Here is a 25,413-nt window from a genome sequence, read left to right as displayed (position 1 = left end):
AATCGCTGGGGAAAGCGGTGCGAAAAGGGCCCCTGACATGGCAAAACGGCCACCCGGTGGGGTGGCCGTCATCACAGCGTCGGGGCGAGGTGCGGGCCCGCTCAGCGCTCCTTGAGCGCCTGCTCGATGGTCCGCATCACCTCGTCCAGCGGGGCGTCGGTGCGGGCGACCGTCACCAGCACCTCGCCGTGCGGGGACACCGTCGCCGCGGCGGGCTGCGGCGACGCGGTGCGCCGGCCCGCCATGATGCCGCTGCCGAAGGTCTTGCGGACGATCGCGAACGCATGGTCGAGCTGGGCCTCGACGTCGCCCTGGCCGCCCGCCCTGAGCCAGCGCCGCAGCACGTGGTTGTGGGCGGTGACCACGGCGGACGCGGCGACCTCCGCCAGCAGCGGGTCGTCGTTGGCGTCGTCGTCGTGCGCGTGCTCGTCGAAGTGGCCGAGCAGATAGCGGGTGAACAGGCGCTCGTAGCGGGCCACCGACGCGATCTCCGCCTCGCGCAGGGTGGGCACCTCGCGCGTCAGCTTGTAACGGGCGACCGAGATCTCCGGCCGCGCCGCGTACATCTTCATGACCTCCTTGATGCCACGGCACACCGTGTCGAGCGGATGCTCGTGCGCGGGCGCGGCGTTGAGCACCGCCTCCGCGCGGACCAGGGTGTCGTCGTGGTCGGGGAAGATCGCCTCTTCCTTGGAACGGAAGTGGCGGAAGAAGGTGCGGCGGGCCACCCCGGCGGCGGCCGCGATCTCGTCGACGGTGGTCGCCTCGTACCCCTTGGTCGCGAACAGCTCCATCGCGGCGGCTGCCAGTTCCCGGCGCATCTTCAGCCGCTGGGCGGCGGCGCGGGTACCCGCGGCGCTTTCCGGCGGCTCGGCCGTGGCGGGTGTACGTACGGACTTGGCGGGCTGGGACATGCCCTGAACGTACTGCATGTGCACAGCTCGATGCGCATGACCGGGGGCTCCCCCGCCCTCGGCGGGCGGGGGAGGGGCGCCGGGGGCGCTGTGGGCGGGTGGCGGGGACCGGTCGGGGTCGAGGAGCCCGCCCCACTCCGCGCCGCCGGGGAACCGGTCGCCGGGACGCGGCTCAGCGCTTGGCATATTCGCGGAAGCCTCGGCCGGTCTTGCGGCCGAGGCAGCCCGCGGCCACCAGGTGCTCCAGCAGCGGTGCCGGAGCGAGCCCCGGGTCGCGGAACTCACGGTGCAGGACCTTCTCGATGGCGAGCGACACATCCAGGCCGACGACGTCCAGCAGCTCGAACGGGCCCATCGGGTAGCCGCCGCCGAGCCTCATCGCGGCGTCGATGTCATCGAGGGAGGCGTAGTGCTCCTGCACCATCTTGACCGCGTTGTTGAGGTACGGGAACAGCAGCGCGTTCACAATGAAGCCGGCCCGGTCGCCGCAGTCCACGGCGTGCTTGCGGATCGTGCCGCAGACCTCGCGCACCGTCGCGTGGACGTCGTCGGCGGTCAGCACCGTGCGCACCACCTCGACCAGTTTCATGGCCGGGGCCGGGTTGAAGAAGTGCATGCCGATGACGTCCTGCGGGCGCGAGGTGGCGCGGGCGCAGGTGACGACCGGGAGGGAGGAGGTGGTGGTGGCGAGCACCGCGCCCGGCTTGCAGACCTTGTCCAGCGTGGCGAACAGCTGCCGCTTGACCTCCAGGTCCTCGGCCACCGCCTCGACCGCCAGGTCGACGTCGGCGAAGTCGTCGTAGGTGCCCGTCGGACGGACCCGCGCCAGGGTCCGGGCGGCGGCCTCGGCGGTCGTCCGGCCCTTGTCGACCGAGCGCGCGAGGGACTTCCCGATCCGCGCCCTGGCGGCCTGCGCCTTCTCCTCGCTGCGGGCGGCCAGGACCACCTCGTAACCCGCCTTGGCGAACACCTCGGCGATACCGGAGGCCATGGTGCCGGAGCCCGCGACACCCACCGAGCGCACCGGACGTCCGGCGGTGAGGGGACCGCCCTCCAGCGGGGTCAGCGCGTCCCGCACGACCGTTTTGCTGCCCGGGGCCTCGTACGTGTAGAAACCGCGCCCGGACTTGCGGCCCGTCAGGCCCGCCTCGCTGAGCTGCTTGAGGATCGGCGCCGGGGCGTGCAGCCGGTCACCGGACTCGGCGTACATGGCCTCCAGGACCGTACGCGCGGTGTCGACGCCGATCAGGTCGAGCAGCGCCAGCGGACCCATGGGCAGCCCGCAGCCGAGCCGCATCGCGGCGTCGATGTCCTCCCGGGAGGCGTAGGCGGCCTCGTACATCGCGGCGGCCTGGTTGAGGTAGCCGAACAGCAGCCCGTCGGCGACGAAGCCGGGCCGGTCGCCGACCGCGACGGGCTCCTTGCCCAGGTCCAGGGCGAGGTGGGTGACCGCGGTGACGGCCGCCGGGGCGGTCAGTACGCAGGAGACGATCTCGACCAGCTTCATCGCCGGTGCCGGATTGAAGAAGTGCAGGCCCAGCACCCGCTCGGGGCGGGCCGAGTCGGCCGCGAGACGGGTGACGGACAGCGCGTTGGTTCCGGTCGCCAGGATGGTCTCCGGCCGCACGATCCCGTCCAGTTCACGGAAGATCTGCTGTTTGATCTCGTACGACTCCGGCGCCACCTCGATCACCAGATCGGCACCGGCCGCGGCGGTGAGGTCGGTGGAGGTGGTGACGCGGGCGAGGAGGTCGGAGCGCTGCCGCTCGGTCAGCCGGCCGCGCTCCACGGCGCGGGCGGTCGAGGACTCCAGGGCGGCGACGCACTTCGCGGCCTGGGCCTCGCTGATGTCGATGCCGACGACGTCGCGGCCGGCTCCGGCCAGGACCTCGGTGATGCCGGTGCCCATCGTGCCGAGGCCGACCACGGCGACGGTCCGGAGCGGGGACGAAGGGGTGTCGGACAGGGGAGTGGCCATCGCGGGACTCCAGGAATGAGGGTGACGACGGGAAACACGCCCCGGTGCGCCGAAGGGCGCACCGGGTGCGTGCGAGATGCGGGTGCCGACCGGGCTGCGAGCGCACACGCCCGGTGCCGTCGGCGGATCCCCGCCCGGGTGAAACCGGGTGCGGGAGGGCGCGCACACGCCCTGAACGACGGCGGGTCCGACCGGCCCTGTCCCGGGGCCGAGCCGTACTGCGGTACACGGGGTACCGAACCGACTGCGACTCACGGCGGCCGCGTCACCAGACCGCCATGAGGAGGGTCACGAGTGGGTAACTCGCTCGTATGAGCTTAACTCGCGGGTAACGAGCGCGCCAGCCCCCGGCTTTGTGATGTACGTCCCGAGCGGCCCCAGGCCCTAGTCTCTGCATCATGGACGAAGAGTTGCGATCGCTCACGGAGCGCTTACGGCTGGAGTCGGGAGGGTCGACGGCGTACGACCGTCTCCTGGCCGCGGACGACCCGGACACCCTGGCAGCCGTCCTCACCGAACCCGGGCAACCGCTGTGGGCCCGGGAACTGGCCGCCTTCCGGCTGGGGCTGGCGGGGGACCGGCGGGCCTTCGAGGCGCTGGTGCTCCTCCTCAACCACCGTGACCCACCGCGCTGTGCCTCCGCCGCCCATGCCCTCGCCCGTCTCGGCGATCCGCGCACCGCCCGCGCGGCCGCCGCCCTCGCCACCAATGAACTCCGCGTCGCCTACGCCCTGCACCCGGTCCGCCTGCTGACGCGGCTGCGCGCCCCCGAGGCGGTACCCGCCCTGATCACCACGTTGCAGCGCCGGCTGCGCCCCCATGACCCGTATCGCCGGGTCGCCCTCGCCTGTGTGGAAGGGCTGGGTGAACTCGGCGACCCGCGCGCCGAACCCGTCCTGACCGAGGCCCTCGCCCATCCGGCGCTCGCCGAGGCGGCGGTGCACGCGCTGGCCCGCATTCCCCGGCAGAGGGGTTCCCGGCGGAGCATCCCGGGACAGCGGTAGCCCCGTCGGCGGAGAGACCCTGCCGACCGGGGAGGTCCTGTCGGCCGGAGAGACCCTGCCGGCCGGAGAGGTCCTGTCGGTCGGAGAGAACCTGTCGGCCGGAGAGATCCCGTCAGCCGGAGAGACCCGGTCCGCCGGAGAGATCCTTCGCGTACCGCACCTCGGGGACCTCGACCCCGTCCACCTCGAAGGGCTCCTCGGCGCCGTCCGCGCCGAACCCCGCGCGCTCGTAGAAACGGCGGGCCCGGGCGTTGTCCTTGAGGACCCACAGGTACATGGTCCGGTGGCCGGCGGCGGCGCAGCGGTGGGTGACCTCGGTGAGCAGTGTCCGTCCCACGCCCTGGCCGATGCGCTCGGGGCGCAGGTACAGGGCGTACAACTCGGCGTCCCCGGTGCGCAGATCACCGTCCCGGTAGCGGCCGAACGCGGCCCATCCGGCGAGCTCGCCGCCCTCGGTCTCGGCGACGAGGTTGACCACGCTGCCGTCGCCCCGCAGCAGGCGGGTGCGGTGCCGCTCGGCGTCCGCGGTGATGTCGAGGCCGTCGAGATACGGCTGCGGGACGAGGCCCCGGTAGGCGTGCTGCCAGCCCCGGATCCGGATCTCGGCGACGCGCTCGCAGTCGTCCGCGGTCATGGGCCGCAGGAGCAACCCGGTCATGCCGCCACGACCGCGGGCGCCTCGATCGTGGGCCGCCGGGCCCACGCCGTCGGGGGCGGGGATGCGGGTCGGGTCGCTCATGGAGTCATGATGGACCATGGTCCGACGGTCCCGTCCCCGACGGGTCGTCAGGTACTCAGCCCCGGAAGCCGAGCAGGCCGTGCAGCGTCGAACCGCGGGCCGTCGTCGGCGCCGCCTTCGATGTCAGCGGCTTCGGGTCGGGCAGCGGCGCGCACACCGCGTCGGCCTCGCCGTGACTGCCTCGCGGCACGGTCCCGTCGGTCAGATAGGCGGCCAGATGCCGGTCCAGGCAGGCGTTCCCGCTCAGCGTGATGCCGTGGTTGCCGCCGCCCGACTCCACCACCAGGCTGGAGCGGTCCAGCAGACGGTGGACGGTGGCGGCACCCTGGTACGGGGTGGCCGCGTCGTGCGTCGCCTGGAACAGCAGCGCCGGGGGCAGCTTGCTGTTGCGGATGCGCTCCGGCCGCAGGGAGCCGGTCGGCCAGAACGCGCACGGCGCGTTGTACCAGGCGTTGTTCCAGGTCATGAACGGTGCCCGCTCGTACACCTCCCAGTTGTCCTTGCGCCACTGCGACCAGTCGCGCGGCCAGCCGGCGTCCCGGCACTCCACGGCCGTGTAGATGCTGTAGCCGTTGTCGCCGGCGGCGTCGACGGCACCGAAGTTCTCGAACGCCTTGATCAGGGGCTCGGCGTCCTTGTCGTTCACGTACGCGGAGAACGCCTCCGCGAGGTAGGGCCAGTAGCCGTTGTAGTAGCCGCCCGGGATGTAGGTGTCCTCCAGTTCGGCGGCGCCGACCTTGCCGCCGGCCGGGTTCTCCCGCAGGGCCGCGCGCATCGCGTACCAGGTGGCCTCGATCTTCTCCGGGTCGGTACCCAGCCCGTACGTCGTGTCGTACCGGGCGACCCAGTCCATGAAGGCGCGGTGGCGGTCGTTGAAGGCGTGGTCCTGGTTCAGGTTGGCTTCGTACCAGACCTCGGTGGGGTCGACGACCGAGTCCAGGACCAGGCGCCGCACCCGCTCCGGGAACAGCTTGGCGTAGACGGCGCCCAGATAGGTGCCGTAGGAGTAGCCGAGATAGTTGATCTTCTTCGCGCCCAGCGCCCGTCGGATCACGTCCAGGTCACGCGCCGCGCCGGCCGTGTCGATGTACGGCAGCAGATCGGCGTATTTCCCGCTGCAGGCCGCGGCGAAGGACTGCACGCGCTGGAGGTTTGCCTGTTCCACCGCGGGTGTGGTCGGCACCGAGTCGGGGCGGACCGGGTCGATGTGGCCCGGCGCGCAGTCCAGCGCGGGCTCGCTCGCGCCCACGCCCCGCGGGTCGAAGCCGATGACGTCGTACTGGGCGGCCACCTCCTCGGGCAGCGACGACGCGACGAACCCGGCGAGTGTCAGACCGCTTCCGCCGGGGCCGCCGGGGTTCACCAGCAGGGGGCCCTGGTACTTCTTCGCGGTGTGCCGGACGCGGGACAGCGCGAGTGTGATCTTCCGCCCGGTCGGGTCGGTGTGGTCGAGCGGCACCTCGACGGACGCGCACTGGAGCGTCGGGTAGTCGTCGGTGCCGCACCTCTTCCACGCGGCTTCCGCGGCGTGGAACGGCTCCGCGGCGCGTGGTGTGCCGGCCTCTGCGGGCACGGCCGTGAGGCTTCCGGCCACGACGGCGGCGGCACCGCACAGCACGGCTGCGCGTTTTCTCATGGGGTTCTCCCAGGACGGAGGTGCTGCGGGCCGCGAGGCTCACGGTCCACGCGGCATCGTCCCGGAGTGGGGCCCTGTAGGAACGTTTTCTGCCGGTTCTTGACCCAATTGGTCCGTCCGATGCGCTCGAATGCGCCTATGGGAGCGTCAGTTGGGTTCGGCCCGGTCGACATTCTTCAGTGGCCCAGTGGCCCAGTGGCCCAGTGACAGGGAGTCCCGACTTCGGAGAAGACCCTCACTGGACCGGCACCGTCGAGCAGCCCGGGCGTAGCGCCGCCGCGGGCCGCCTGTCGAACCGGCCCGTGGCGCGCCCGTGCGGTGCTGCCTTCCTCGGCGCGCTCGCGCTCAGCACGGAGCCGGACCGCAGCTCGGCTGTCGGCGGAGGCGGAGCCGCCATAGACTCGAAGGGCCCGTTCGGGAGCCGGGGAACCGTACGCTTGTGATCCGGACCGGGATCGGGGGGACGGCCACCCCAGGAGGACGAGATGGTGCGGCACACCAGACTGGCCGGCGAATCGGCGGACTATCTCGACGCCCGCGAAGAGTTGCGCCTGGCCGAGATCGGTCTCATGCGTCACCGCGAGGAGGTCGCGGCCCGGCGACGGGCGCTCCCCCGGGGGCCGCTCGTCGACGACTACGCCTTCATCGAGGGCCCCGCCGACCTCGACGCCGGCGACACACCGGTCCGCGAGGTCACCCTGAGCGGGTTGTTCACCGCCACGGACCGTCCGCTGATCGTCTATCACTTCATGTACGGCAAGCTGCAGACCGACCCCTGCCCGATGTGCACCCTCTGGATCGACGGCTTCGACGGCATCGCCCACCACATCGCCCGCAACGCCGACTTCGTCATCGCCGCCGCCGACGTGCCCACCCTCCGGCAGCACGCCCGCAACCGCGGCTGGCACCGGCTACGGCTCCTGAGCTGCGGCAGCAGCACGTTCAAGTACGACCTGGGCAGTGAGGACGAGGACGGCGAACAGGACTCCACGATCTCCGTCTTCACCCGCGACGGCGACGGCGCGGTCCGCCATTTCTACTCCACCCACCCACGCATGGCCGACGACATCGACGAGCGCGGCATCGACCTGCTGGCCCCTGTGTGGCACCTCCTCGACCTGGTCCCGCTGGGCCGCGGCGACTGGTATCCGAGCCTCGACTACTGACCCCGACGACCGGCGGTGCCTGCCGTCGTCCCCGGCGCATGGTTCGGGCCGTCGAAGCCCGGAGGCGATCTCCTCACCGACGTGGCGGTCGGCATCGAGGCGTGCGGCCCCGTGCAGCGGCGGGGGCTCATTGCTGGCGCAGGCGGTCGGTCGTGCGTTCGCGCAGGAGTAGCCACGGCCTGGCGGAGGGGTCGCCTGCCGGGCTCGTTCCGGCGCCCTGGAGCAGCGTGAGGTATGCGGTCACCCCCGCCCGGGGTGAGGTGGACCGTGGTGCGCCGGCGTCCCGGTCGGTGATCGATGCGGTCATGCTCTTCCAAGCCCTGTCGGCGTGCGGCGCGCTGACCATGGCAACCACTCCCAGTCGATTGGGTCGTCGATCGAAGCGCGGGCACGCGCGTGCGTGCGGGCGCGGTAGGGATTTACCATCCACTCGAACGGCAGGCGGGAGACCCTCGGCACCCGGTTGCCGATCGAGCGGGCCCGCCTGTGTCCGGAAGTCCGGGGTGAGGTTCTCCCGGCGCATGACGCCTCCTTCGATGGCACTGGTCCACAGAATAGAACACGTGTTCCTGTGCTAGTGCGAGCGACATCTTCGGTCACTTACGGAACCCCGATTTGGGCGGCCGGGCGCGCGGGTGGTTGGCTTGCCCCGACCCCCGAGAACCCATGCCCTGGAGGAAAGCGATGGCGCAGGTCGAAGCCACTACGGAGCGGATCGTCGCGGCGGACGCGGAAACGGTGTTCGATGCCCTCGCGGACTACAGCGGCACCCGCGCGAAAGTCATGCCCGAGCAGTACAGCGAGTACGAGGTCCGTGAGGGCGGCGACGGTGAGGGCACCCTCGTGCACTGGAAGCTCCAGGCCACCAGCAAGCGCGTGCGCGACTGCCTGCTGGAGGTCACCGAGCCGGCCGACGGCGAACTGGTCGAGAAGGACCGCAACTCCTCCATGGTCACCACCTGGCGCGTCACCCCGGCCGGCGACGGCCGGTCCCGGGTGGTGGTGACCACCGTCTGGAACGGTGCGGGCGGTATCGGCGGCTTCTTCGAGAGGACCTTCGCGCCCAAGGGCCTCGCCCGCATCTACGACGCCCTGCTGGCCGGGCTGGCCGCCGAGGTCGAGAAGTAGACGGCCGCAGGCCGGCTCAAGCGCCAGGAACCGGTGAGGAGTTGGCTCCTCACCGGTTCGGGTGATTCCCTTGCGGCCCGTCTCTGTCCCGTAACTCGTCGCGCTTGCTCGTAGTTGTCGCTTTTACGCGGGAATTGTCCAGCGGTGCGACGAGGGGAGCGGCACGTGGGCGGGATCACTCCGACGCAGGACGAGCCGGTCACGGCACCACCGGCCGGGGACCCGCCGCCCCCAACTCCCGAGCCCGGGCCGAGTCCGCGCCGGGTCCGGCTGGTCTTCCTCGCGCTCATGCCGGCGCTGCTGCTCGCCGCGCTGGAGCAGATGGTCGTCGCCACCGCGCTCCCACAGATCGTCGGCGAGCTGCACGGCCTCGACAGGATGTCCTGGGCGATCACCGCCTATCTGCTCACCGCCACCATCGGCCTGCCGGTCTACGGCACGCTCGGCGACCGGTTCGGCCGCAAGGGCGTCTTCCAGTTCGCGGTCCTCGTCTTCGTCGTCGGCTCCGCCCTGGCGGGCCGCGCGTCGACCATGGACCAGCTGATCGCCTACCGCGCGGTGCAAGGGGCCGGCGCGGGCGGCCTGATGACGGGCGTCCAGGCGATCACCACGGACATCGTGCCCGCGCGGCGGCGCGGCCGCTACATGGGACTGATCGGTGCCGCCTTCGGCCTCGCCTCCGTCGCCGGGCCGCTGCTCGGCGGCTACATCACCGACCACCTCTCCTGGCGCTGGTGCTTCTATGCCAACGTGCCCTTCGGCCTCGTCACCATGGTCGTCGTCGCCCTGGCGCTCCGCCTTCCGAAACCGGCCGCCCGGCCCCGCTTCGACGTCCTCGGCGCCCTGCTGCTGGCCGCCGCCTCCACTTGCCTGATCCTGCTGACCAGTTGGGGCGGCACCGCATACGCCTGGGACTCCCGCGTCGTGCTCGGCCTCGGCGCCGGCGCCGCCGCGGCCACCCTGCTCTTCCTCCTCGTCGAGCGCTTCGCCGCCCAACCCCTCATCCCGCTCCGGCTGTTCCGGGACTCCGTCTTCAACGTCACCGCACTGGTGGGCCTGGTGATCGGGGTCGCCCTGTTCGGCGCCGCCTGCTATCTGCCGACCTACCTCCAGATGGCCGACGGGGTCTCCGCCACCGAGTCCGGACTGCTGATGCTGCCCATGACGGGCGGCATCGTCGGCGCCTCGGTCATCTCCGGGCAGTTCATCAGCCGCACCGGCCGCTACCGGTGGCACCCCGTCGTCGGCTCCGCCCTCGCCGTCACCGGCATGTGGCTGCTGTCCCACTTGGAGACCGGCACGCCCCGGCTGCACTACGGCATCTGGACGGCCGTCCTCGGCGCCGGGATCGGCGTGGTGATGCCGGTGCTGATCCTCGCCGCGCAGAACTCCGCGCGCTCCGCCGACCTCGGCGCCGCCACCAGCGCCCACACCTACTTCCGGCAGCTCGGCGGCAGCGTCGGCGCCGCCGCCTTCGGCACCCTCTTCGCCGGCCGGCTCACCGACGCGCTCGACGAACGCCTCCCCGCGCACACGGGCACCGCACCGCGGGGCGCCGAGTCGATCACCCCGCAGTTCGTGCACGCGCTGCCGCCCGAGCTGCGCGACACCTACGTCCAGGCCTACGCCGACGCCATGCCGCGCATCTTCCTCCACCTGGTGCCGGTGCTCGTCCTCGGCCTGCTCATCGCCTTCTTCCTCAAGGAGAAACCACTGGTGTCCCACCACACCCCCACCGCCGACGCGGTACAGGAAGCACCCCGCATCGATCCGCGCGTACCGCGCGCCCGTTCGCCGCACACCGGCGGCGTCCCCGTCTGCGGGACCGTGCAGCATCCCGACGGCACCGCCGTAGCGCGCGCGGCGCTCACCCTCATCGACGTCTCGGGGCAACAGACCGGACGGGGCGCCAGCGGCGACGACGGGCGGTACGCGCTCGCCACGCCCGGCCCGGGATCGTACGTCCTGATCGCCGCCGCCGGCGGCCACCAGCCGCAGGCGGTCTCCGTGACCGTCGGCGAGCGGCCCGTCGAACTCGACGTCGTCCTCGGCGGCGCGGGCCGCCTCGCCGGCAGCGTCCTCACCGCCGACGGGACGCCCGTGCGGGACGCCGCCGTCACCCTCACCAACGTCCACGGTGAGGTCGTCGCCGGCACCCGCAGCGGCCGGGAGGGCGGCTATGTCATCAGCGATCTGGTGGCCGGCGAGTACACCCTCGCCGCCAGCGCCCCCGCCTTCCGCCCGGCCGCCCTCCCCGTCACCGTCCAGGCCGCCCGCGAGACCCGCCAGGACGTCGAACTGGCCGGCGGCGCCATGCTGCGCGGCACCGTGCGGGCCGGCGGCGGACGGCCCGTCGAGGAGGCCCGCGTGACCCTGCTGGACGCGGCGGGCAACGTCGTCGACACCCTCACCACCGGCCCCGACGGCACCTTCCGGTTCGTCGACCTGTCCTCCGGCGAGTACACCGTCATCGCCGCCGGGTACCCGCCGGTCGCGACCGTGCTCCGGATGGCGGGCGGGGGACGAACGGAACGCGATCTTCAGCTGGGGCACGAGGACTGAGGCGGCAGGTCACGCGCGGGAGCACGCGCCGGTGACGGCACGCTCCGCTTGAGAGCGGACGCGTCAACGGGTAAGGCGGGCGGGTCGGCGGGGGTGAAGTCGCCGCCGGGCGGACGTGTCATTGGTCTGGACCGGTGGGAGTTATCCACAGGCTGGCCGGGAATCGGCGGAAGCACGTAGCGTGTGCCGCATGAAGATCCTCATCAGCGCCGACATGGAGGGCGCCACCGGTGTCACCTGGCCGGCGGACGTGCTCCCGGGGACCTCCCAGTGGGAGCGGTGCCGGTCGATGTTCACCTCGGACGTCAACGCCGCCGTCCAGGGATTCTTCGACGGCGGCGCCGACGAGGTGCTCATCAACGAGGCCCACTGGACCATGCGCAACCTGCTGCTGGAGCAGCTGGACGAGCGGGCACAGATGCTCACCGGCCGGCACAAGTCCCTGTCCATGGTCGAGGGCGTGCAGCACGGCGACGTCGACGGTATCGCCTTCATCGGCTACCACGCCGGCGCCGGCATGGAGGGCGTCCTCGCGCACACCTTCCTCGCCAACTCCATCACCGGGGTGTGGGTCAACGACGTACGGGCCAGCGAAGGACTGCTCAACGCGCATGTGGTCGCCGAGTACGGGGTGCCGGTCATCCTGGTCACCGGTGACGACGTCGCCTGCGAGGACGCCCTCGGTTACGCGCCCGAGGCGCTGAAGGTCGCCGTCAAGGACCATGTGTCGCGGTACGCGGCCGTGTGCCGCACGCCCGCCCGGACGGCCGCCGACATCCGCGCGGCGGCCAAGGAGGCGGCCACGCTGGCGGTGCGCCGGGAGCCCGTCGACGGCGGGCCGTTCACCGTCGCGGTGGAGTTCGACGCCGAGCATCTGGCGATGGCCGCCACCGTCGTGCCGGGCGTGACCCGGACCGGCGAGCGGAAGGTCGCCTACACCAGCGGGACCATGTACGACGGAATCCGCACCTTCAAGGCGGTCACCACGATCGCCTCGGCCGCGGTGGAGGAACAGTATGGCTGACGAGCGGGTTCTGGACGAGGTCGTGACGTTCACGTCCGACCTGATCCGGATCGACACGACCAACCGGGGCGGGGGCGACTGCCAGGAGCGGCCCGCCGCCGAGTACGCCGCCGCACGGCTCGCCGAGGCGGGCCTGGAACCGGTGCTCCTCGAACGCACCCCCGGCCGGACCAATGTCGTCGCGCGCCTGGAGGGCACCGACCCGTCGGCCGACGCGCTGCTCGTCCACGGCCACCTGGACGTCGTACCGGCCGAGGCCGCCGACTGGAGCGTGCACCCCTTCTCCGGAGAGGTCCGCGACGGGGTCGTCTGGGGGCGCGGCGCCGTCGACATGAAGAACATGGACGCGATGATTCTCGCGGTGGTGCGTGCCTGGGCCCGCGAGGGCGTCCGCCCCCGGCGCGACGTGGTGATCGCCTTCACCGCCGACGAGGAGGCCAGTGCCGAGGACGGTTCCGGATTCCTCGCCGACCGGCATGCCCACCTCTTCGAGGGCTGCACCGAGGGCATCAGCGAGTCGGGCGCGTTCACCTTCCACGACGGCGAGGGCCGGCAGCTCTACCCGATCGCGGCCGGCGAGCGCGGCACCGCCTGGCTGAAACTCACCGCGCGCGGCCGGGCCGGGCACGGCTCCAAGGTCAACCGGGAGAACGCGGTGACCCGCCTCGCCGCCGCCATCACCCGTATCGGCGAGCACGAATGGCCGCTGCGGCTCACCCCGACGGTGCGGGCCGCGCTCACCGAACTCGCCGCCGTGTACGGCATCGAGACGGACCTGACCGACGTGGACGCGCTGCTGGACAAGCTCGGCACGGCGGGGAAGCTCGTCGAGTCCACCGTCCGCAACAGCGCCAACCCGACCATGCTGGACGCCGGCTACAAGATCAACGTGATTCCCGGGGAGGCCGTGGCGCACGTCGACGGACGGTATCTGTCCGGCGTCGAGGACGAGTTCCGCGCCACCATGGACCTGCTCACCGGGCCGGACGTCGACTGGGAGTTCCAGCACCGGGAGGTGGCCCTCCAGGCGCCGGTGGACTCCCCGACGTTCGCCCGGATGCGGGCCGCCGTCGAGGCGTTCGCGCCCGAGGGACACGTGGTGCCGTACTGCATGTCCGGAGGCACGGACGCCAAGCAGTTCTCCCGGCTCGGCATCACCGGCTACGGCTTCGCGCCGCTGAAACTGCCGGAGGGCTTCGACTACCAGGCCCTCTTCCACGGGGTCGACGAGCGCGTACCGGTCGAGGCGCTCCACTTCGGTGTCCATGTGCTCGACCGGTTCCTGCGGACGGCCTGAACGAGTGGGGGAGACGATGCGGACCCTGGCGTACGGCGAGTGGCCCTCGCCCATCGACGCGGCCACGGCCGCGGCGCACGACGGCAGCCCCGAGTTCGCGGGGTTCGTCGGGGACGAGGTGTGGTGGACCGAGCCCCGGCCCGCCGAGGCAGGCCGGCGCACCCTGGTGCGGCGGCACGCCGACGGTGCCGAGGAGTCCGTCCTGCCCGCACCGTGGAACGTGCGCAGCCGGGTCATCGAGTACGGCGGCCTGCCCTGGGCCGGAACCGTGCGGGACGGCGGCGGCCCGCTCGTGGTGTTCGTGAACTTCGCCGACCAGCGCCTGTACCGGTACGAACCGGGCGGCGAGCCGCGCCCGCTCACCCCCGTGTCCCCGGTCGGGCAGGGGCTGCGCTGGGCCGAGCCGGTGCCGCTGCCGGAGCGCGGCGAGGTGTGGTGCGTCCTGGAGGAGTTCACCGGCGACGGCCCCAGCGATGTGCGCCGCGTCCTGGCCGCCGTACCGCTCGACGGCTCCGCCGCCGAGGACCGGAACGCCGTGCGGGAACTGAGCGACGCCCGGCACCGGTTCGTGACCGGGCCGCGCCTGTCGCCCGACGGGCGGCGCGCGGCCTGGCTCGGCTGGGACCACCCCCGCATGCCGTGGGACGGCACCGAACTGGTCCTCGCCGACGTCGCCCCCGACGGCACCCTGCGCGACGCCCGCACGGTGGCCGGCGGACCGGAGGAGTCCATCGCCCAGGTCGACTGGACCCACGACGGCCGGCTGCTGTACGCGAGCGACCGCACCGGCTGGTGGAACCTGTACCGCGACGGGGAGCCGGTCTGCCCGCGCGAGGAGGAGTTCGGCGGGCCCCTGTGGAAGCTCGGACACCGCTGGTTCGCCCCGCTGGGCAACGGCCTGATCGCCGTCCTGCACGGCCGGGGCGCCCTCGCCCTCGGCATACTCGACCCCGAGACCGGCGAGGTCGTCGACGCCGCCGGCCCCTGGACCGAGTTCGCACCCACCCTCGCGGCGCACGGCGAGCGGGTCGTCGCCGTCGGGGCCGGCCCGCACAGCGCCCACGAGGTGGTGGAGCTCGACACCCGGACCGGGCGGGCCCGCGTGATCGGCGCCGCGCACGAGGACGCCGTGGACCCCGCGTACTGCCCCGAGCCGCAGGTCCGCGTCTTCACCGGACCCGACGGCCGGGAGATCCACGCCCACGTCTACCCGCCGCACCACCCCGAACACACCGGCCCCGCCGACCAGCTGCCCCCGTATGTGATCTGGGCGCACGGCGGACCCACCGGCCGGGTGCCGCTCGTGCTCGACCTGGAGATCGCCTACTTCACCTCGCGCGGCATCGGCGTCGCCGAGGTCAACTACGGCGGCTCCACCGGGTACGGACGCGCGTACCGCAACCGGCTGCGCGAACAGTGGGGCGTGGTCGACGTCGAGGACTGCGCCGCCGTCGCGCTGGCCCTCGCCGACGAGGGCACCGCCGACCGCGAGCGGCTCGCCATCCGGGGCGGCAGCGCCGGCGGCTGGACCACGGCCGCCTCGCTCACCACGACCGACGTCTACGCCTGCGGCACCATCATCTACCCGGTGCTCGACCTCACCGGCTGGGGCACCGGGGAGACCCACGACTTCGAGTCCCAGTACCTGGAGAGCCTGATCGGTCCCCGCGCCGAGGTACCCGAGCGCTACGCGGAACGCTCGCCCGCCGCGCACGCCGACCGGCTCACCGCGCCCTTCCTGCTGCTCCAGGGACTGGACGACGTGATCTGCCCGCCCGTGCAGTGCGAGCGGTTCCTGGCCCGGCTGGCCGGCCGGGACGTGCCGCACGCGTACCTCACCTTCGAGGGGGAGGGGCACGGCTTCCGGCGGGCGGAGACCATGGTGCGTGCCCTGGAGGCGGAACTGTCCCTGTACGCCCAGGTGTTCGACATGAAACCGCCCGGGGTTCCGACCCTGGAGCTCGGCCGGTGAGCGGGGCGCAGCCGCTGCGCCGGCCGGCCCGGCTGGCGCCCGGCGCCCGCGTGGCCGTCGTCGCACCCAGTGGCCCGGTGCCCGAGGAGCGGCTCCAGGCCGGGCTCGACGTGCTGCGCGGCTGGGACCTCGACCCGGTGGTGGCCCCGCATGTCCTGGACCGGCACGGCGAGTTCGGCTACCTGGCCGGCACCGACGCCGACCGGGCCGCCGACCTGCAGTCCGCCTGGTGCGACCCGGACGTCGACGCGGTGATCTGCGCCCGCGGCGGGTACGGCGTGCAACGCATGGTCGATCTGCTGGACTGGGCGGCGATGCGGGCGGCCGGGCCGAAGGTGTTCGTCGGCTTCAGCGACATCACCGCGCTGCACGAGGCGTTCGCGGTCCGGCTCGGCCTCGTCACCCTGCACGGGCCGATGGCGGCCGGCGTCGACTTCGTGAAGAGCGCCCGGGCGCAGAGTCATCTCAAGGCCACCCTCTTCGCCCCCGAGACGGTCCGCACCCTCCGCTCCGACGGCACCGCGCTCGTCCCGGGGCGGGCGCGCGGGGTCACGCTCGGGGGCTGCCTCTCCCTGCTCGCCGCCGACCTCGGCACCCCGCGGGCCAGATCCTCCGCGCGCGGCGGACTGCTGTGCCTGGAGGACGTGGGGGAGGAGACCTACCGGCTCGACCGCTACCTGACCCAGCTGCTGCGGGCGAGGTGGCTGGAGGGGGTCGCGGGGCTGTTGCTCGGTTCCTGGGCGCGGTGCGAGCCGTACGACGGGGTGCGGGCGCTGGTCGCCGACCGGCTCGGTGCTCTCGGGGTGCCGGTGGCCGAGCAGTTCGGGTTCGGCCACTGCGACGACGCGCTCACCGTTCCCTTCGGCGTCGCGGCGGAACTCGACGCGGACGCGGGCACGCTGACGCTGGACGAACCGGCGCTGAGCTGAGCCGTGCGGTGCCGGGCGGGGTGAGGCGTCCGGCGTCGTGCAGGGCGAGCCACCCGTCGGAGTGCCTGGTGAGCCACCCCCTGCCGCGCGGGGTGAGGTGTCCCGTGCCGCGGGGGTGAGGCGTCCCGCGTCGCGCGTGGTGAGCCACCCAATGTCGCGCGGGGTGAGGCGTCCGGCGTCGCGCGGGGTGAGCCGTCCGATGCCGGGTCGCGCCGTGCGAGGTGGGCCACCGGGCTTCGCGCGGGGCCCGTGGACCCGTCGTAGGGTGGCAGGATGCCGCACACCGCTTCCCGCTACCTCGCCGAAGGCCGCCGCGTGGGGCTGCGTCACTTCACCCGGGCGGACGGCGCCGAGTTCACCGCCCGCGCCCGGGAGAGCAAGGACCTGCACCACCCCTGGCTGTTCCCGCCGGACAGCGCCGGGGCGTATGCCGCGTACGCGGAGCGGCTGATCGAGGACCCCACCAAGGCGGGGTTCCTGGTCTGCGAGAAGGAGGCGGACGGCGCCCTCGCCGGGTTCATCAACATCAACAACATCGTCGAGGGCGGCTTCCAGTGCGGTGCGCTGGGCTATGGCGCCTTCGCGCACGCGGCGGGGCGCGGGCTGATGCGCGAAGGGCTCCACCTGGTGGTGTGTCACGCCTTCGGCCCGATGCGGCTGCACCGGCTGGAGATCAACGTGCAGCCCGCCAACGCCGCCTCCATCGCCCTGGCCCGCGCCTGCGGGTTCCGCCTGGAGGGCTTCTCGCCGAAGATGCTGTTCATCGACGGGGCCTGGCGCGACCACCAACGCTGGGCGATCACCAGGGAGATGACGGCGGCCTCCGGCTGACCGCCCACGCCCGGGCGGTCAGGTGCCGCGCCGTTGCGAGGCCGTTGCAGACGGAACCCCCCGTGGCAGACCTGCGGGAGGGGGACGAGGTCATCGGGCGGCTGTGGACCGGGCTCACCGGCGAACCGCTGCCGCGGCGGCACGACTTCCGGATGCGGTCGACGCCGTGACCGTGCCCGAGCCCGTCAGGCGCGGCGGTCCGCGTACTCGTAGACCGCCCCGTCCGGGTGCCGTGCGATGAGGTTGCGGCCCACCGGAGTGGGGAGCGGGCCCGCGATGATGTCCGCGCCCATCTCGGCGAGCACCTCGCGGGTTTCCTCGACGTCCTGCACGGCGATGGTCGCCGCGACTTTGCGCAGCACGTCCAGTTCGGCCGCGGGACCGCTCATCAGCAGGAAGCAGCCCACCGCGGCGACCTGGACGCCGCCCCGTTCGAACCGGAGGGCTCTGCCGCCCGCCAGCCGCTCGTAGAAGGGGATGGCGGTCTCGATGTCGTCGACGCAGACGCGCAGTGTGGCACCCAGAATCTCCATGCGGACAAGCCTAGTTGGGTCGGCGGGGACCAGGGGTTCGGCACGGACGATCTCCACACCCCGTGCCCGCGGGCGTTACGCGTCCCGGGCCACGGGTACCCGCCCGCCATGCAGCGCTTGGAGCACTTGGAGCATCTGGACAAGCACCTGGTCGACGAGTTGGCACAGGTGGCCCGCGAGACCGTGCGCGACGAACTGCGCGAACAGGCGCGGGGACAGCGCCGCAAGGCCGCGCTCTACGCCGCGTCCGGCGCCGCCGCCCTGTACGCGGGCGCGGCCGTCGCACTGGCCGTGGGGCTCGCCCTCGCCCTGGTCCTGCCGGACTGGGCCGCAGCGCTGATCACGGCGGTGATCCTGGGCGCGCTCGCCCACGCCCTGCGCGGGGCCGCCCGGCCCACGGCCGCACGGCCGATCCCCGGTCGGTCCACCGCACCCGCCGGACGGCCCGCTGACGTCCCGCCGGTGCCGTCCGCCCCGCCCACCGTCGGTGCCGTACCCCCGCGGCCGGAGAGCTCCGGCCCCGAAGCACCCCACCGCCGGGTCTGACCCCCTTAGGGGCGGAAGCCGGTGGCACAGCTCCTGTCGCGGAACCGCAAGGTCGTCGTGGTGACCGGGGCGAGCGGCGGCGTCGGCCGGGCCACGGCTCCTGCCCTCGCGGGCAGGACCGCGGGCAGGACGCACCGGGGAACCCGTGGGCACGGGAAAGACGGCCCGACGGCCGGGGCTTCGGCGCCCACGGGCGGTTCGACGACGAGCGCCGACCCGGTGCGGCGACGACGAGCGCCGACCCGGTGCGGCGCGGTGTGCCGACGTCAGCCGACCCGGTACCGGGCGATGTCCTCGGTCCGCAGCGTCAGGCCGTGGCCGAGGCCCACGCCGGGGACGACCGTGCCGCCCGTGGGGTCCAGCGCGCCGTCGAAGAGCATGTCCTCGACGCGGACGTGGTCGTGGAACCACTCGATGTGCCGCAGGTTCGGGATCGTGGCCGCCACCGCCGCGTGGACGTGCGGGGCACAGTGCGCCGAGACCTCCAGACCGTGCGCCTCCGCCAGCGCCGCCGCGTGCAGGAACTCGGTGAGACCGCCGCAGCGCGTCGCGTCGACCTGGAGGCAGTCCACCGCCCCGGCCGTGATCAGGCGGGCGAAGTACGGCAGGTCGTACCCGTACGCCCCGGCGGTCACGTCGCTCAGTACGGCGTCGCGGACCAGCCGCAGCCCGGTCAGGTCGTCCGAGGACACCGGTTCCTCGAACCAGCCCACCCCGTGCTCGGCGATCGCGTGACCGACGCGCACCGCCTGCTTGCGGGTGTACGCCCCGTTGGCGTCGACGTACAGCTCGGCGTGTTCGCCGATGACATGCCGGGCCGCGCGCACCCGGTGCAGATCGCGGGTCACCTCCCGCCCCCAGCCCTCGCCGATCCTGATCTTCACGCGGGGGATGTGCTGCCCGTGCACCCAGCCGTTGAGCTGCGCGGCCATGTGTGTGTCGTGGTACGTCGTGAACCCGCCGCTCCCGTACACCGGCACCCGCTCCCTGCGCGCTCCCAGCAGCCGCACCAGGGGCAGCTCCAGCAGCCGGGCCTTGAGATCCCACAGGGCGATGTCCAGCGCGGAGATCGCGCACCCCGCGATGCCGGGGCGGCCGGTGTCGCGGACCGAGTGGCACAGGGCGTCGTGCACGGCCGGGATGTCCAGCGCGTTCCTGCCCTCCACGAGCGGCGCGAGCTGCTCGCTGACGAAGTCGCCGATCGCCGCCGGACCGTACGTCCAGCCGGTGCCGGTCGCGTCGCCCGCCGACACCTCGGCGATCACCACCGTCGTGGATTCCCAGGCCAGCGTGCCGTCCGCCTCGGGGGCGTCGGTGGGCACGGTGTAGACGGAGACACCGGGTCGGTGCAGTTTCATCGTCGGTCCGTCCTCCCTGCGCTCACCCGGCCCGCTGGAGCTGCGGCAGCACCTTCGTGCGGTAGACGTCGAAGAAGCCGCGCGGATCGGAACCGGAAATAGCCGTACTCGGGCATGTGGGCTGCCTCCGCCGCATGGGCGGTTCCGGTCCCGGTCCGGGTACCCGGGGGGCCCCGGGGAAACCGGCGGACGTTTGGCGGCCCCCACCAGGGGGACGCGGAAGTCTCCCGACGTACGCGACAGCGCCGGAGGCGAACCGTGAGTCGACCCCGCATAGTGATCGTCGGTGCCGGCTTCGCCGGTTACCGCACGGCCCAGACCCTGTCCCGGCTGGCCCGGGGCCGAGCCGAGATCATTCTGCTCAACCCGACCGACTACTTCCTGTATCTCCCGCTGCTGCCCCAGGTCGCCGCCGGCATCCTGGAGCCGCGCCGGGTCACGGTCTCCCTCTCCGGCACGCTGCCGCAGGTACGGCTGGTGCTGGGGGAGGCCGACCGCATCGACCTGGACGCGCGGCAGGTGCACTACACCGGCCCCGAGGACGACGGCGGAACCCTCTCCTACGACCGGCTGGTGCTCGCGGCCGGCAGCGTGAACAAGCTGCTGCCGATCCCCGGCGTCGCCGAGCACGCGCACGGCTTCCGCGGCCTGCCCGAGGCCTTGTACCTGCGCGACCACGTGACCCGGCAGGTGGAACTCGCCGCCTCCACCGACGACCCCGAGCGCTGTGCCGCGCGGTGCACCTTCGTCGTGGTGGGCGCCGGCTACACGGGCACCGAAGTCGCCGCGCACGGGCAGCTGTTCACCGACGCCCAGGTCAGTGGGCACCCCCTGCGGAACGGTATGCGGCCGCGCTGGATGCTGCTGGACATCGCCGACCGGGTCCTGCCCGAGCTGGACGAACGGCTCTCCCGCACCGCGGACAAGGTGCTGCGCGAGCGGGGCGTGGACGTGCGGATGGGTACGTCCGTGAAGGAGGCCACGCACGACGGAGTGCTGCTGACCGACGGGGAGTTCGTCGATACGCGGACTCTGGTGTGGTGCGTGGGCGTACGCCCCGACCCGCTCGCCGAGTCCCTCGGGCTGGCCATGGAACGCGGCCGGCTGCTCGTCGACCCGCACCTCCGGGTCCCGGGCCGGCCGGAGGTGTTCGCCTGTGGTGACGCGGCCGCGGTGCCCGACCTGGAGAAGCCGGGGCAGTACACGCCGATGACCGCGCAGCACGCCTGGCGGCAGGGCAAGGTGTGCGGGCACAACGTCGCCGCGTCGTTCGGTGAGGGCGAGCGGCGCGCCTACCGCCACAAGGACATGGGGTTCGTGGTGGACCTTGGAGGCGTCAAGGCCGCCGCCAACCCGCTCGGTGTGAACCTCTCCGGGGTGGCGGCGGGGGCGGTCACCCGCGGCTACCACCTCGCGGCGATGCCGGGCAACCGGGTGCGGGTGGCCGCCGACTGGCTCCTCGACGCCGTACTGCCGCGTCAGGCCGTCCAGTTGGGGCTCGTACGGTCCTGGTCGGTACCCCTGGACACGGCATCCCCGGAACTGGCCCGGGTGCCCGGCAGGCCCGAGCGGGGACAGCCGTCGGCGGGCAGGGACGGCGACGGGGGCGGAGGTGGGGGCGGTGCACCCGCGAAGAACCAGCCGGGCGGCGAGCCGGCCAGGAACCAGCCGGGCGGCGAGCCCGCGAAGAACCGACCCGGTGGTGAACCGGCGAAGAACCGACCCGGTGGCGAACCGGCGAAGAGCCGGCCCACCGTCTCTCCACCCCCTGATCAGCCGCAGCCCGGCCCGGACGTCGCACCCGGGCCCGTGAAGCGCACCGACCATCCTGGCGAAGGAGACTCATGAACACCGGTGAACTCGTCGAGCTCGGCCAGCAGCTGCGCGTGGACAGTATCCGCGCGGCGGCCGCCGCGGGCTCCGGGCACCCCACGTCGTCGATGTCCGCGGCGGACCTGATGGCCGTCCTGTTCGCCCGCCACTTCCGCTACGACTTCGAGCGCCCCGACCACTCCGGCAACGACCGCTTCGTCCTCTCCAAGGGCCACGCCTCGCCCCTGATGTACGCCACGTACAAGGCGACCGGCGCCATCGACGACAAGGAACTGCTCACCTTCCGCAAGAGCGGCAGCCGCCTCGAAGGCCACCCCACCCCGCGGCAGTTGCCCTGGGTCGAGACGGCCACCGGGTCACTCGGCCAGGGGCTGCCGGTCGGCGTCGGCATCGCGCTGGCCGGGAAGCGGCTGGACCACGCCGACTACCGGGTGTGGGTGCTGTGCGGGGACAGCGAGCTCGCCGAGGGCTCGGTGTGGGAGGCCGCCGAGCACGCCGCGTACGAGCACCTGGACAACCTCACGCTGATCGTGGACGTCAACCGGCTCGGCCAGCGCGGACCCACCCGGCACGGTCATGACCTCGACGCCTACGCCCGCCGTTTCCAGGCCTTCGGCTGGCACACCGTCGAGGTGGACGGCCATGACGTGGACGCCGTCGACCGCGCGTACGGGGAGGCCGACTCCACGAAGGGCCAGCCCACCGCGATCCTCGCCCGCACCCTCAAGGGCAAGGGCGTCGAGGCGGTCCAGGACCGCGAGGGCCTGCACGGCAAGCCGCTGCCGGAGGCCGAGGAGGCGATCGAGGAACTCGGAGGCCCGCGCGACCTGCGCATCCCGGTGCGGCAGCCGTCCCCCGCCCCGGCGCCGCCCGCCGGACACACCGGGCACCTCGACCTGCCCCGCTGGGACAAGGGCGAGGCGGTGGCCACCCGGAACGCCTTCGGTGAGGCGCTGACCGCTCTCGGTACCGCGCGCGGCGACATCGTGGCCCTGGACGGGGAGGTCGGCGACTCCACCCGCGCCGAGTTCTTCGCCAAGGAGCATCCCGAGCGGTACATCGAGTGCTACATCGCCGAGCAGCAGATGGTCGCGGCGGCGGTCGGCGTCGCGGCGCGCGGCCGTACGCCGTACGCCTCCACCTTCGCGGCCTTCCTCACCCGCGCCCACGACTTCATCCGCATGGCGTCGGTCAGCGGCTCCGGCATCAACCTCGTCGGCTCCCACGCGGGCGTCGCCATCGGCCAGGACGGCCCCAGCCAGATGGGCCTGGAGGACCTGGCGATGATGCGCGCGGTGCACGGCTCGACCGTGCTGTACCCGTGCGACGCCAACCAGACCGCACGGCTCGTCGCCGCGATGGCCGACCTCGACGGCATCCGCTATCTGCGCACCTCGCGCGGCGAGAGCCCGGTCGTCTACGGCCCCGACGAGGAGTTCCCCGTCGGCGGCAGCAAGGTGCTGCGCTCCTCCGACCGCGACCGGCTCACCCTCGTCGCGGCGGGTGTCACCGTGCCCGAGGCACTGGCCGCCGCGGACGCCCTGGAGGGTGAGGGCATCGCCGTACGGGTGATCGACCTCTACTCGGTGAAGCCCGTCGACCGGGAGACCCTGCGCACGGCCGCCGAGGAGACCGGATGCCTGGTGACCGTGGAGGACCACCACCCGGAGGGCGGCCTTGGGGACGCGGTACTGGACGCCTTCGCCGACGGGCGTCCGGTGCCGCGTCTGGTGCGGCTGGCCGTCCGCAACATGCCGGGCTCCGCCTCCCCGGACGAGCAGCTGCACGCCGCCGGCATCGACGCCGAGTCGATCGCGGCCGCGGGCCGGCTGCTGGTGGGGGAGGCGATCGTGGCGTGAGCGACGACGGGTCGCGCACGGTACGGGCCGGCCGTCGCCCGGTCGCCGGCATCCTCGCCGACGCCCACCCCGACCGGCTCACCACCGCCGCCCGCAAGAAGGACCGGGGTGACCGGGGCTACCTCGATGTACAGCGCAACGCCTACGCGCAGACCGCGGTCGCCCCCTACACCGTCCGTGCCCTGCCCGGCGCCCCCGTCGCCACCCCCCTGTCCCGGGACCAACTGGACGATCCGGATCTGCACGCCCGTCGCTGGACCGTCGCCGACGCGGTCGAGCAGGCGCGCACCGACCCGTGGGCGGGCCTGCCGCGCCGGGGACGCGCCCCGGGGCCGGCGCGCCGGCGGCTGCGCGCGCTGCGCGGCTGAACGCCGGCCGCCTCCGAGCCGGCACGGGCGGGACCGAGGCGAACGGGTGAGCCCCATGGAGGTTTGGCGAACAGACTTGCGGCCACACGAAGGGGGAGGTGGCCATGTCGAATACAAACAACACCGATGAGCCACAGGATTCACAGGAATCCCAGGACTCTTCCGAATCCCGCACAACGGCAGCAAACAAGAACAACGGAAAACGCGAACGGCCGGGCCCGATGGAGGTGCTGCGCCAGGCGCGCGGACAGCTCGCGGAGCTCACCGGGATGGAAGCCGAGTCCGTGTCGTCCTTCGAGCAGACGGAGGAGGGCTGGGCGCTGGAGGTCGAGGTCCTCGAGCTCGAGCGTGTGCCCGACACGATGAGCCTGATGGCCAGTTACCAGGTGGAGCTGGACCCCGACGGGCAGCTCACCGGCTACCGGCGCGTCCGCCGCTACGAGCGCGGGCGGGCCGACGCACACAGGCCCGGCGGCCGCTAGGCCGCCCGACCGGACGATCACCCACAGACAAGGAGGACTGGTAGGCATGACAGTCGTACCGGCACAACAGACCGGCGGTGGGGGCGGCAGCAGTGGCCTCTACGACGTGCTTGAGCTTGTTCTGGACAGGGGGCTCGTCATCGACGCATTCGTGCGCGTGTCCCTGGTCGGAATCGAGATTCTCAAGATCGACGTCCGTGTCGTCGTCGCCAGCGTCGACACCTATCTCCGTTTCGCCGAGGCGTGCAACCGCCTCGACCTCGAAGCGGGGCCCCGCAAGAGCCCGGGTCTGCCCGAGATAGTCGGCGAGGTCACCGAGTCCGGTGCCCGCGGCAAGTCCAAGGGGGCGCTGTCCGGTGCCGCCGAAACCGTCTCCGACGCCTTCAGGCAGGCGCGCGAGGGCGGCTCCGAGCGCGAGACCGAGTCCCGTCCGCGGGCTCGTAAGAGCACCGCAACGCGTCGGAAGGAGGAGCAGGAGTGAGCACCTACGTCTACGGCATCACGGCGGCGTCGCACCCGGCGCTCCCCGACGGCATGGGCGGTGTCGGCGATCCGCCGCGTCCGGTGCGCGTCCTGCGGGAGGGCGAGCTGGCGGCCGTCGTCAGCGACGCCCCCGAGGGACTGCGTCCCAAGCGCAGGGAACTGCTCGCCCACCAGAACATACTCAGCGAGGTCGGCGCGGCCGGCTGCGTGCTGCCCATGCGCTTCGGCAGCGTCGCCCCGGACGACGACGCCGTCACCGGTGTCCTCGCCGAGCGCGCCGAGCACTACCGGGAGCGGCTGCGGGCGCTGGACGGCCGGGTCGAGTACAACATCAAGGCCAACCACGTCGAGGACGCCGTACTGCACCACGTGATGGCCGGCAACCCGGAGATCCGCGCCCTCGCGGAGGCGAACCGGCAGGCCGGCGGCGGCAGCTACGACGACAAGATCCGGCTCGGCGAGATGGTCGCCGCCGCGGTCAAGGCCAAGGAGGCCGAGGACGGCACCGTGCTGGAGCGCGCGCTGGAAGGCTCCGCCGACGCCGTGAGCGTGGGCCCCGAGTCCACGGGCTGGCTCGCCAACATCTCCTACCTGGTGAAGCGGGAGACGGCGGAGGAGTTCCTGGCCGCGGTGGATCAGGCCCGCAAGGACATGCCCCACCTGGAGGTGCGGCTGAACGGGCCGCTGCCGCCGTACAGCTTCGTCGAGCCCGGCCCGGCCGAGCCGGCGGGCACCGCGGCCGGCGGGGCGGACACCGGAGCGGGGTGACGA

The 25,413-nt window shown here is 72.9% G+C and carries 22 protein-coding genes and 1 pseudogene; 16 read left to right on the top strand and 7 right to left on the bottom strand.

The genetic code is table 11. The features are described from left to right. Positions 1-101: 101 nt before the first annotated feature. Both IE178_RS19770 and IE178_RS19765 read right to left on the bottom strand, forming a co-directional pair. Positions 102-914: a TetR family transcriptional regulator gene (locus tag IE178_RS19770; protein WP_184762964.1), complete on the bottom strand. Its 813-nt coding sequence runs from the start codon at positions 912-914 to the stop codon at positions 102-104. A 172-nt stretch (positions 915-1,086) separates the two neighbouring features. After that, the gene (locus IE178_RS19765) at positions 1,087-2,892 is read right to left on the bottom strand and encodes a 3-hydroxyacyl-CoA dehydrogenase family protein (RefSeq protein ID WP_184762965.1); all 1,806 of its coding nucleotides are present in this window, start codon (positions 2,890-2,892) and stop codon (positions 1,087-1,089) included. A 398-nt stretch (positions 2,893-3,290) separates the two neighbouring features. On the opposite strand from IE178_RS19765, the gene IE178_RS19760 reads away from it, so the two are divergent. After that, positions 3,291-3,896 (top strand): adenylosuccinate lyase, encoded by a 606-nt coding sequence (locus tag IE178_RS19760; RefSeq protein WP_193513238.1) that lies wholly within the window; start codon positions 3,291-3,293, stop codon positions 3,894-3,896. A 112-nt stretch (positions 3,897-4,008) separates the two neighbouring features. Here IE178_RS19760 and IE178_RS19755 read toward each other — a convergent pair whose 3' ends face one another. Further along, positions 4,009-4,530, bottom strand: a complete 522-nt coding sequence (locus tag IE178_RS19755; protein WP_318280144.1) for a GNAT family N-acetyltransferase — start codon at positions 4,528-4,530, stop codon at positions 4,009-4,011. Between the two features lie 160 nt (positions 4,531-4,690). Continuing rightward, entirely contained in the window at positions 4,691-6,271 is a 1,581-nt protein-coding gene (locus tag IE178_RS19750; RefSeq protein ID WP_193513236.1) for an alpha/beta hydrolase, read from the bottom strand. Positions 6,272-6,756: 485 nt separating this feature from the next. Here IE178_RS19750 and IE178_RS19745 point away from each other — a divergent pair, with 485 nt between their 5' ends. Next, positions 6,757-7,437 (top strand): DUF899 family protein, encoded by a 681-nt coding sequence (locus IE178_RS19745; protein WP_193513235.1) that lies wholly within the window; start codon positions 6,757-6,759, stop codon positions 7,435-7,437. Positions 7,438-7,564: 127 nt separating this feature from the next. Here IE178_RS19745 and IE178_RS19740 read toward each other — a convergent pair whose 3' ends face one another. Continuing rightward, entirely contained in the window at positions 7,565-7,744 is a 180-nt protein-coding gene (locus IE178_RS19740) for a hypothetical protein (protein ID WP_193513234.1), read from the bottom strand. Between the two features lie 377 nt (positions 7,745-8,121). On the opposite strand from IE178_RS19740, the gene IE178_RS19735 reads away from it, so the two are divergent. From IE178_RS19735 to IE178_RS19705, 7 genes are all read left to right on the top strand, one after another. Next, positions 8,122-8,565, top strand: a complete 444-nt coding sequence (locus tag IE178_RS19735; RefSeq protein WP_193513233.1) for an SRPBCC family protein — start codon at positions 8,122-8,124, stop codon at positions 8,563-8,565. Between the two features lie 165 nt (positions 8,566-8,730). Continuing rightward, entirely contained in the window at positions 8,731-11,127 is a 2,397-nt protein-coding gene (locus tag IE178_RS19730) for an MFS transporter (RefSeq protein ID WP_193513232.1), read from the top strand. A gap of 190 nt (positions 11,128-11,317) precedes the next feature. Beyond that, positions 11,318-12,151, top strand: coding sequence for a M55 family metallopeptidase (locus IE178_RS19725; protein WP_193513231.1), 834 nt, complete (start codon positions 11,318-11,320; stop codon positions 12,149-12,151). Then, positions 12,144-13,448 (top strand): M20/M25/M40 family metallo-hydrolase, encoded by a 1,305-nt coding sequence (locus tag IE178_RS19720; RefSeq protein ID WP_193513230.1) that lies wholly within the window; start codon positions 12,144-12,146, stop codon positions 13,446-13,448. The genes IE178_RS19725 and IE178_RS19720 overlap by 8 nt, the downstream gene beginning before the upstream one ends. 16 nt (positions 13,449-13,464) lie before the next feature. After that, complete coding sequence (locus IE178_RS19715; RefSeq protein ID WP_193513229.1) at positions 13,465-15,420, top strand: S9 family peptidase; 1,956 nt, start codon at positions 13,465-13,467, stop codon at positions 15,418-15,420. Continuing rightward, positions 15,417-16,349, top strand: coding sequence for a S66 peptidase family protein (locus IE178_RS19710; protein ID WP_193513228.1), 933 nt, complete (start codon positions 15,417-15,419; stop codon positions 16,347-16,349). Before IE178_RS19715 ends, IE178_RS19710 begins: the two co-directional genes overlap by 4 nt. Positions 16,350-16,622: 273 nt before the next feature. Then, on the top strand, positions 16,623-17,180 hold the full coding sequence (locus IE178_RS19705) for a GNAT family N-acetyltransferase (RefSeq protein ID WP_193513227.1): 558 nt from the start codon (positions 16,623-16,625) through the stop codon (positions 17,178-17,180). Between the two features lie 185 nt (positions 17,181-17,365). Here the strand turns inward: IE178_RS19705 and IE178_RS19700 are convergent, their stop codons facing one another. Next, on the bottom strand, positions 17,366-17,713 hold the full coding sequence (locus tag IE178_RS19700; protein ID WP_184762978.1) for a VOC family protein: 348 nt from the start codon (positions 17,711-17,713) through the stop codon (positions 17,366-17,368). Between the two features lie 108 nt (positions 17,714-17,821). Here IE178_RS19700 and IE178_RS19695 point away from each other — a divergent pair, with 108 nt between their 5' ends. Continuing rightward, positions 17,822-18,259, top strand: a complete 438-nt coding sequence (locus tag IE178_RS19695; protein WP_193513226.1) for a phage holin family protein — start codon at positions 17,822-17,824, stop codon at positions 18,257-18,259. A gap of 266 nt (positions 18,260-18,525) precedes the next feature. Here IE178_RS19695 and IE178_RS19690 read toward each other — a convergent pair whose 3' ends face one another. Then, positions 18,526-19,617 (bottom strand): enolase C-terminal domain-like protein, encoded by a 1,092-nt coding sequence (locus IE178_RS19690; RefSeq protein WP_184762980.1) that lies wholly within the window; start codon positions 19,615-19,617, stop codon positions 18,526-18,528. Between the two features lie 258 nt (positions 19,618-19,875). Here IE178_RS19690 and IE178_RS19685 point away from each other — a divergent pair, with 258 nt between their 5' ends. The 6 genes and pseudogenes from IE178_RS19685 (at position 19,876) to IE178_RS19660 (ending at position 25,410) form a co-directional block, all read left to right on the top strand. Then, positions 19,876-21,465: an NAD(P)/FAD-dependent oxidoreductase gene (locus tag IE178_RS19685; protein ID WP_193513225.1), complete on the top strand. Its 1,590-nt coding sequence runs from the start codon at positions 19,876-19,878 to the stop codon at positions 21,463-21,465. Further along, positions 21,462-23,309 (top strand): transketolase, encoded by a 1,848-nt coding sequence (locus tag IE178_RS19680; RefSeq protein WP_193513224.1) that lies wholly within the window; start codon positions 21,462-21,464, stop codon positions 23,307-23,309. Before IE178_RS19685 ends, IE178_RS19680 begins: the two co-directional genes overlap by 4 nt. A 20-nt stretch (positions 23,310-23,329) precedes the next feature. Beyond that, positions 23,330-23,677, top strand: a pseudogene (gene ligD / locus IE178_RS19675) (non-homologous end-joining DNA ligase LigD); the annotation flags it as partial. Positions 23,678-23,781: 104 nt separating this feature from the next. Continuing rightward, positions 23,782-24,159: a gas vesicle protein GvpO gene (locus IE178_RS19670; protein ID WP_193513223.1), complete on the top strand. Its 378-nt coding sequence runs from the start codon at positions 23,782-23,784 to the stop codon at positions 24,157-24,159. Between the two features lie 46 nt (positions 24,160-24,205). Further along, positions 24,206-24,640 (top strand): gas vesicle structural protein GvpA, encoded by a 435-nt coding sequence (locus tag IE178_RS19665; protein WP_184762984.1) that lies wholly within the window; start codon positions 24,206-24,208, stop codon positions 24,638-24,640. Further along, positions 24,637-25,410 (top strand): GvpL/GvpF family gas vesicle protein, encoded by a 774-nt coding sequence (locus tag IE178_RS19660; protein ID WP_193513222.1) that lies wholly within the window; start codon positions 24,637-24,639, stop codon positions 25,408-25,410. Before IE178_RS19665 ends, IE178_RS19660 begins: the two co-directional genes overlap by 4 nt. Positions 25,411-25,413 lie beyond the last annotated feature (3 nt).

This window comes from Streptomyces griseoloalbus, from assembly GCA_014650015.1.
In the GTDB taxonomy this organism is placed as follows: Bacteria; Actinomycetota; Actinomycetes; order Streptomycetales; family Streptomycetaceae; genus Streptomyces; species Streptomyces griseoloalbus.
The sequence above is the reverse complement of the archived record's forward strand: the minus strand, read 5'-3'. Positions and strand labels throughout refer to the sequence as shown.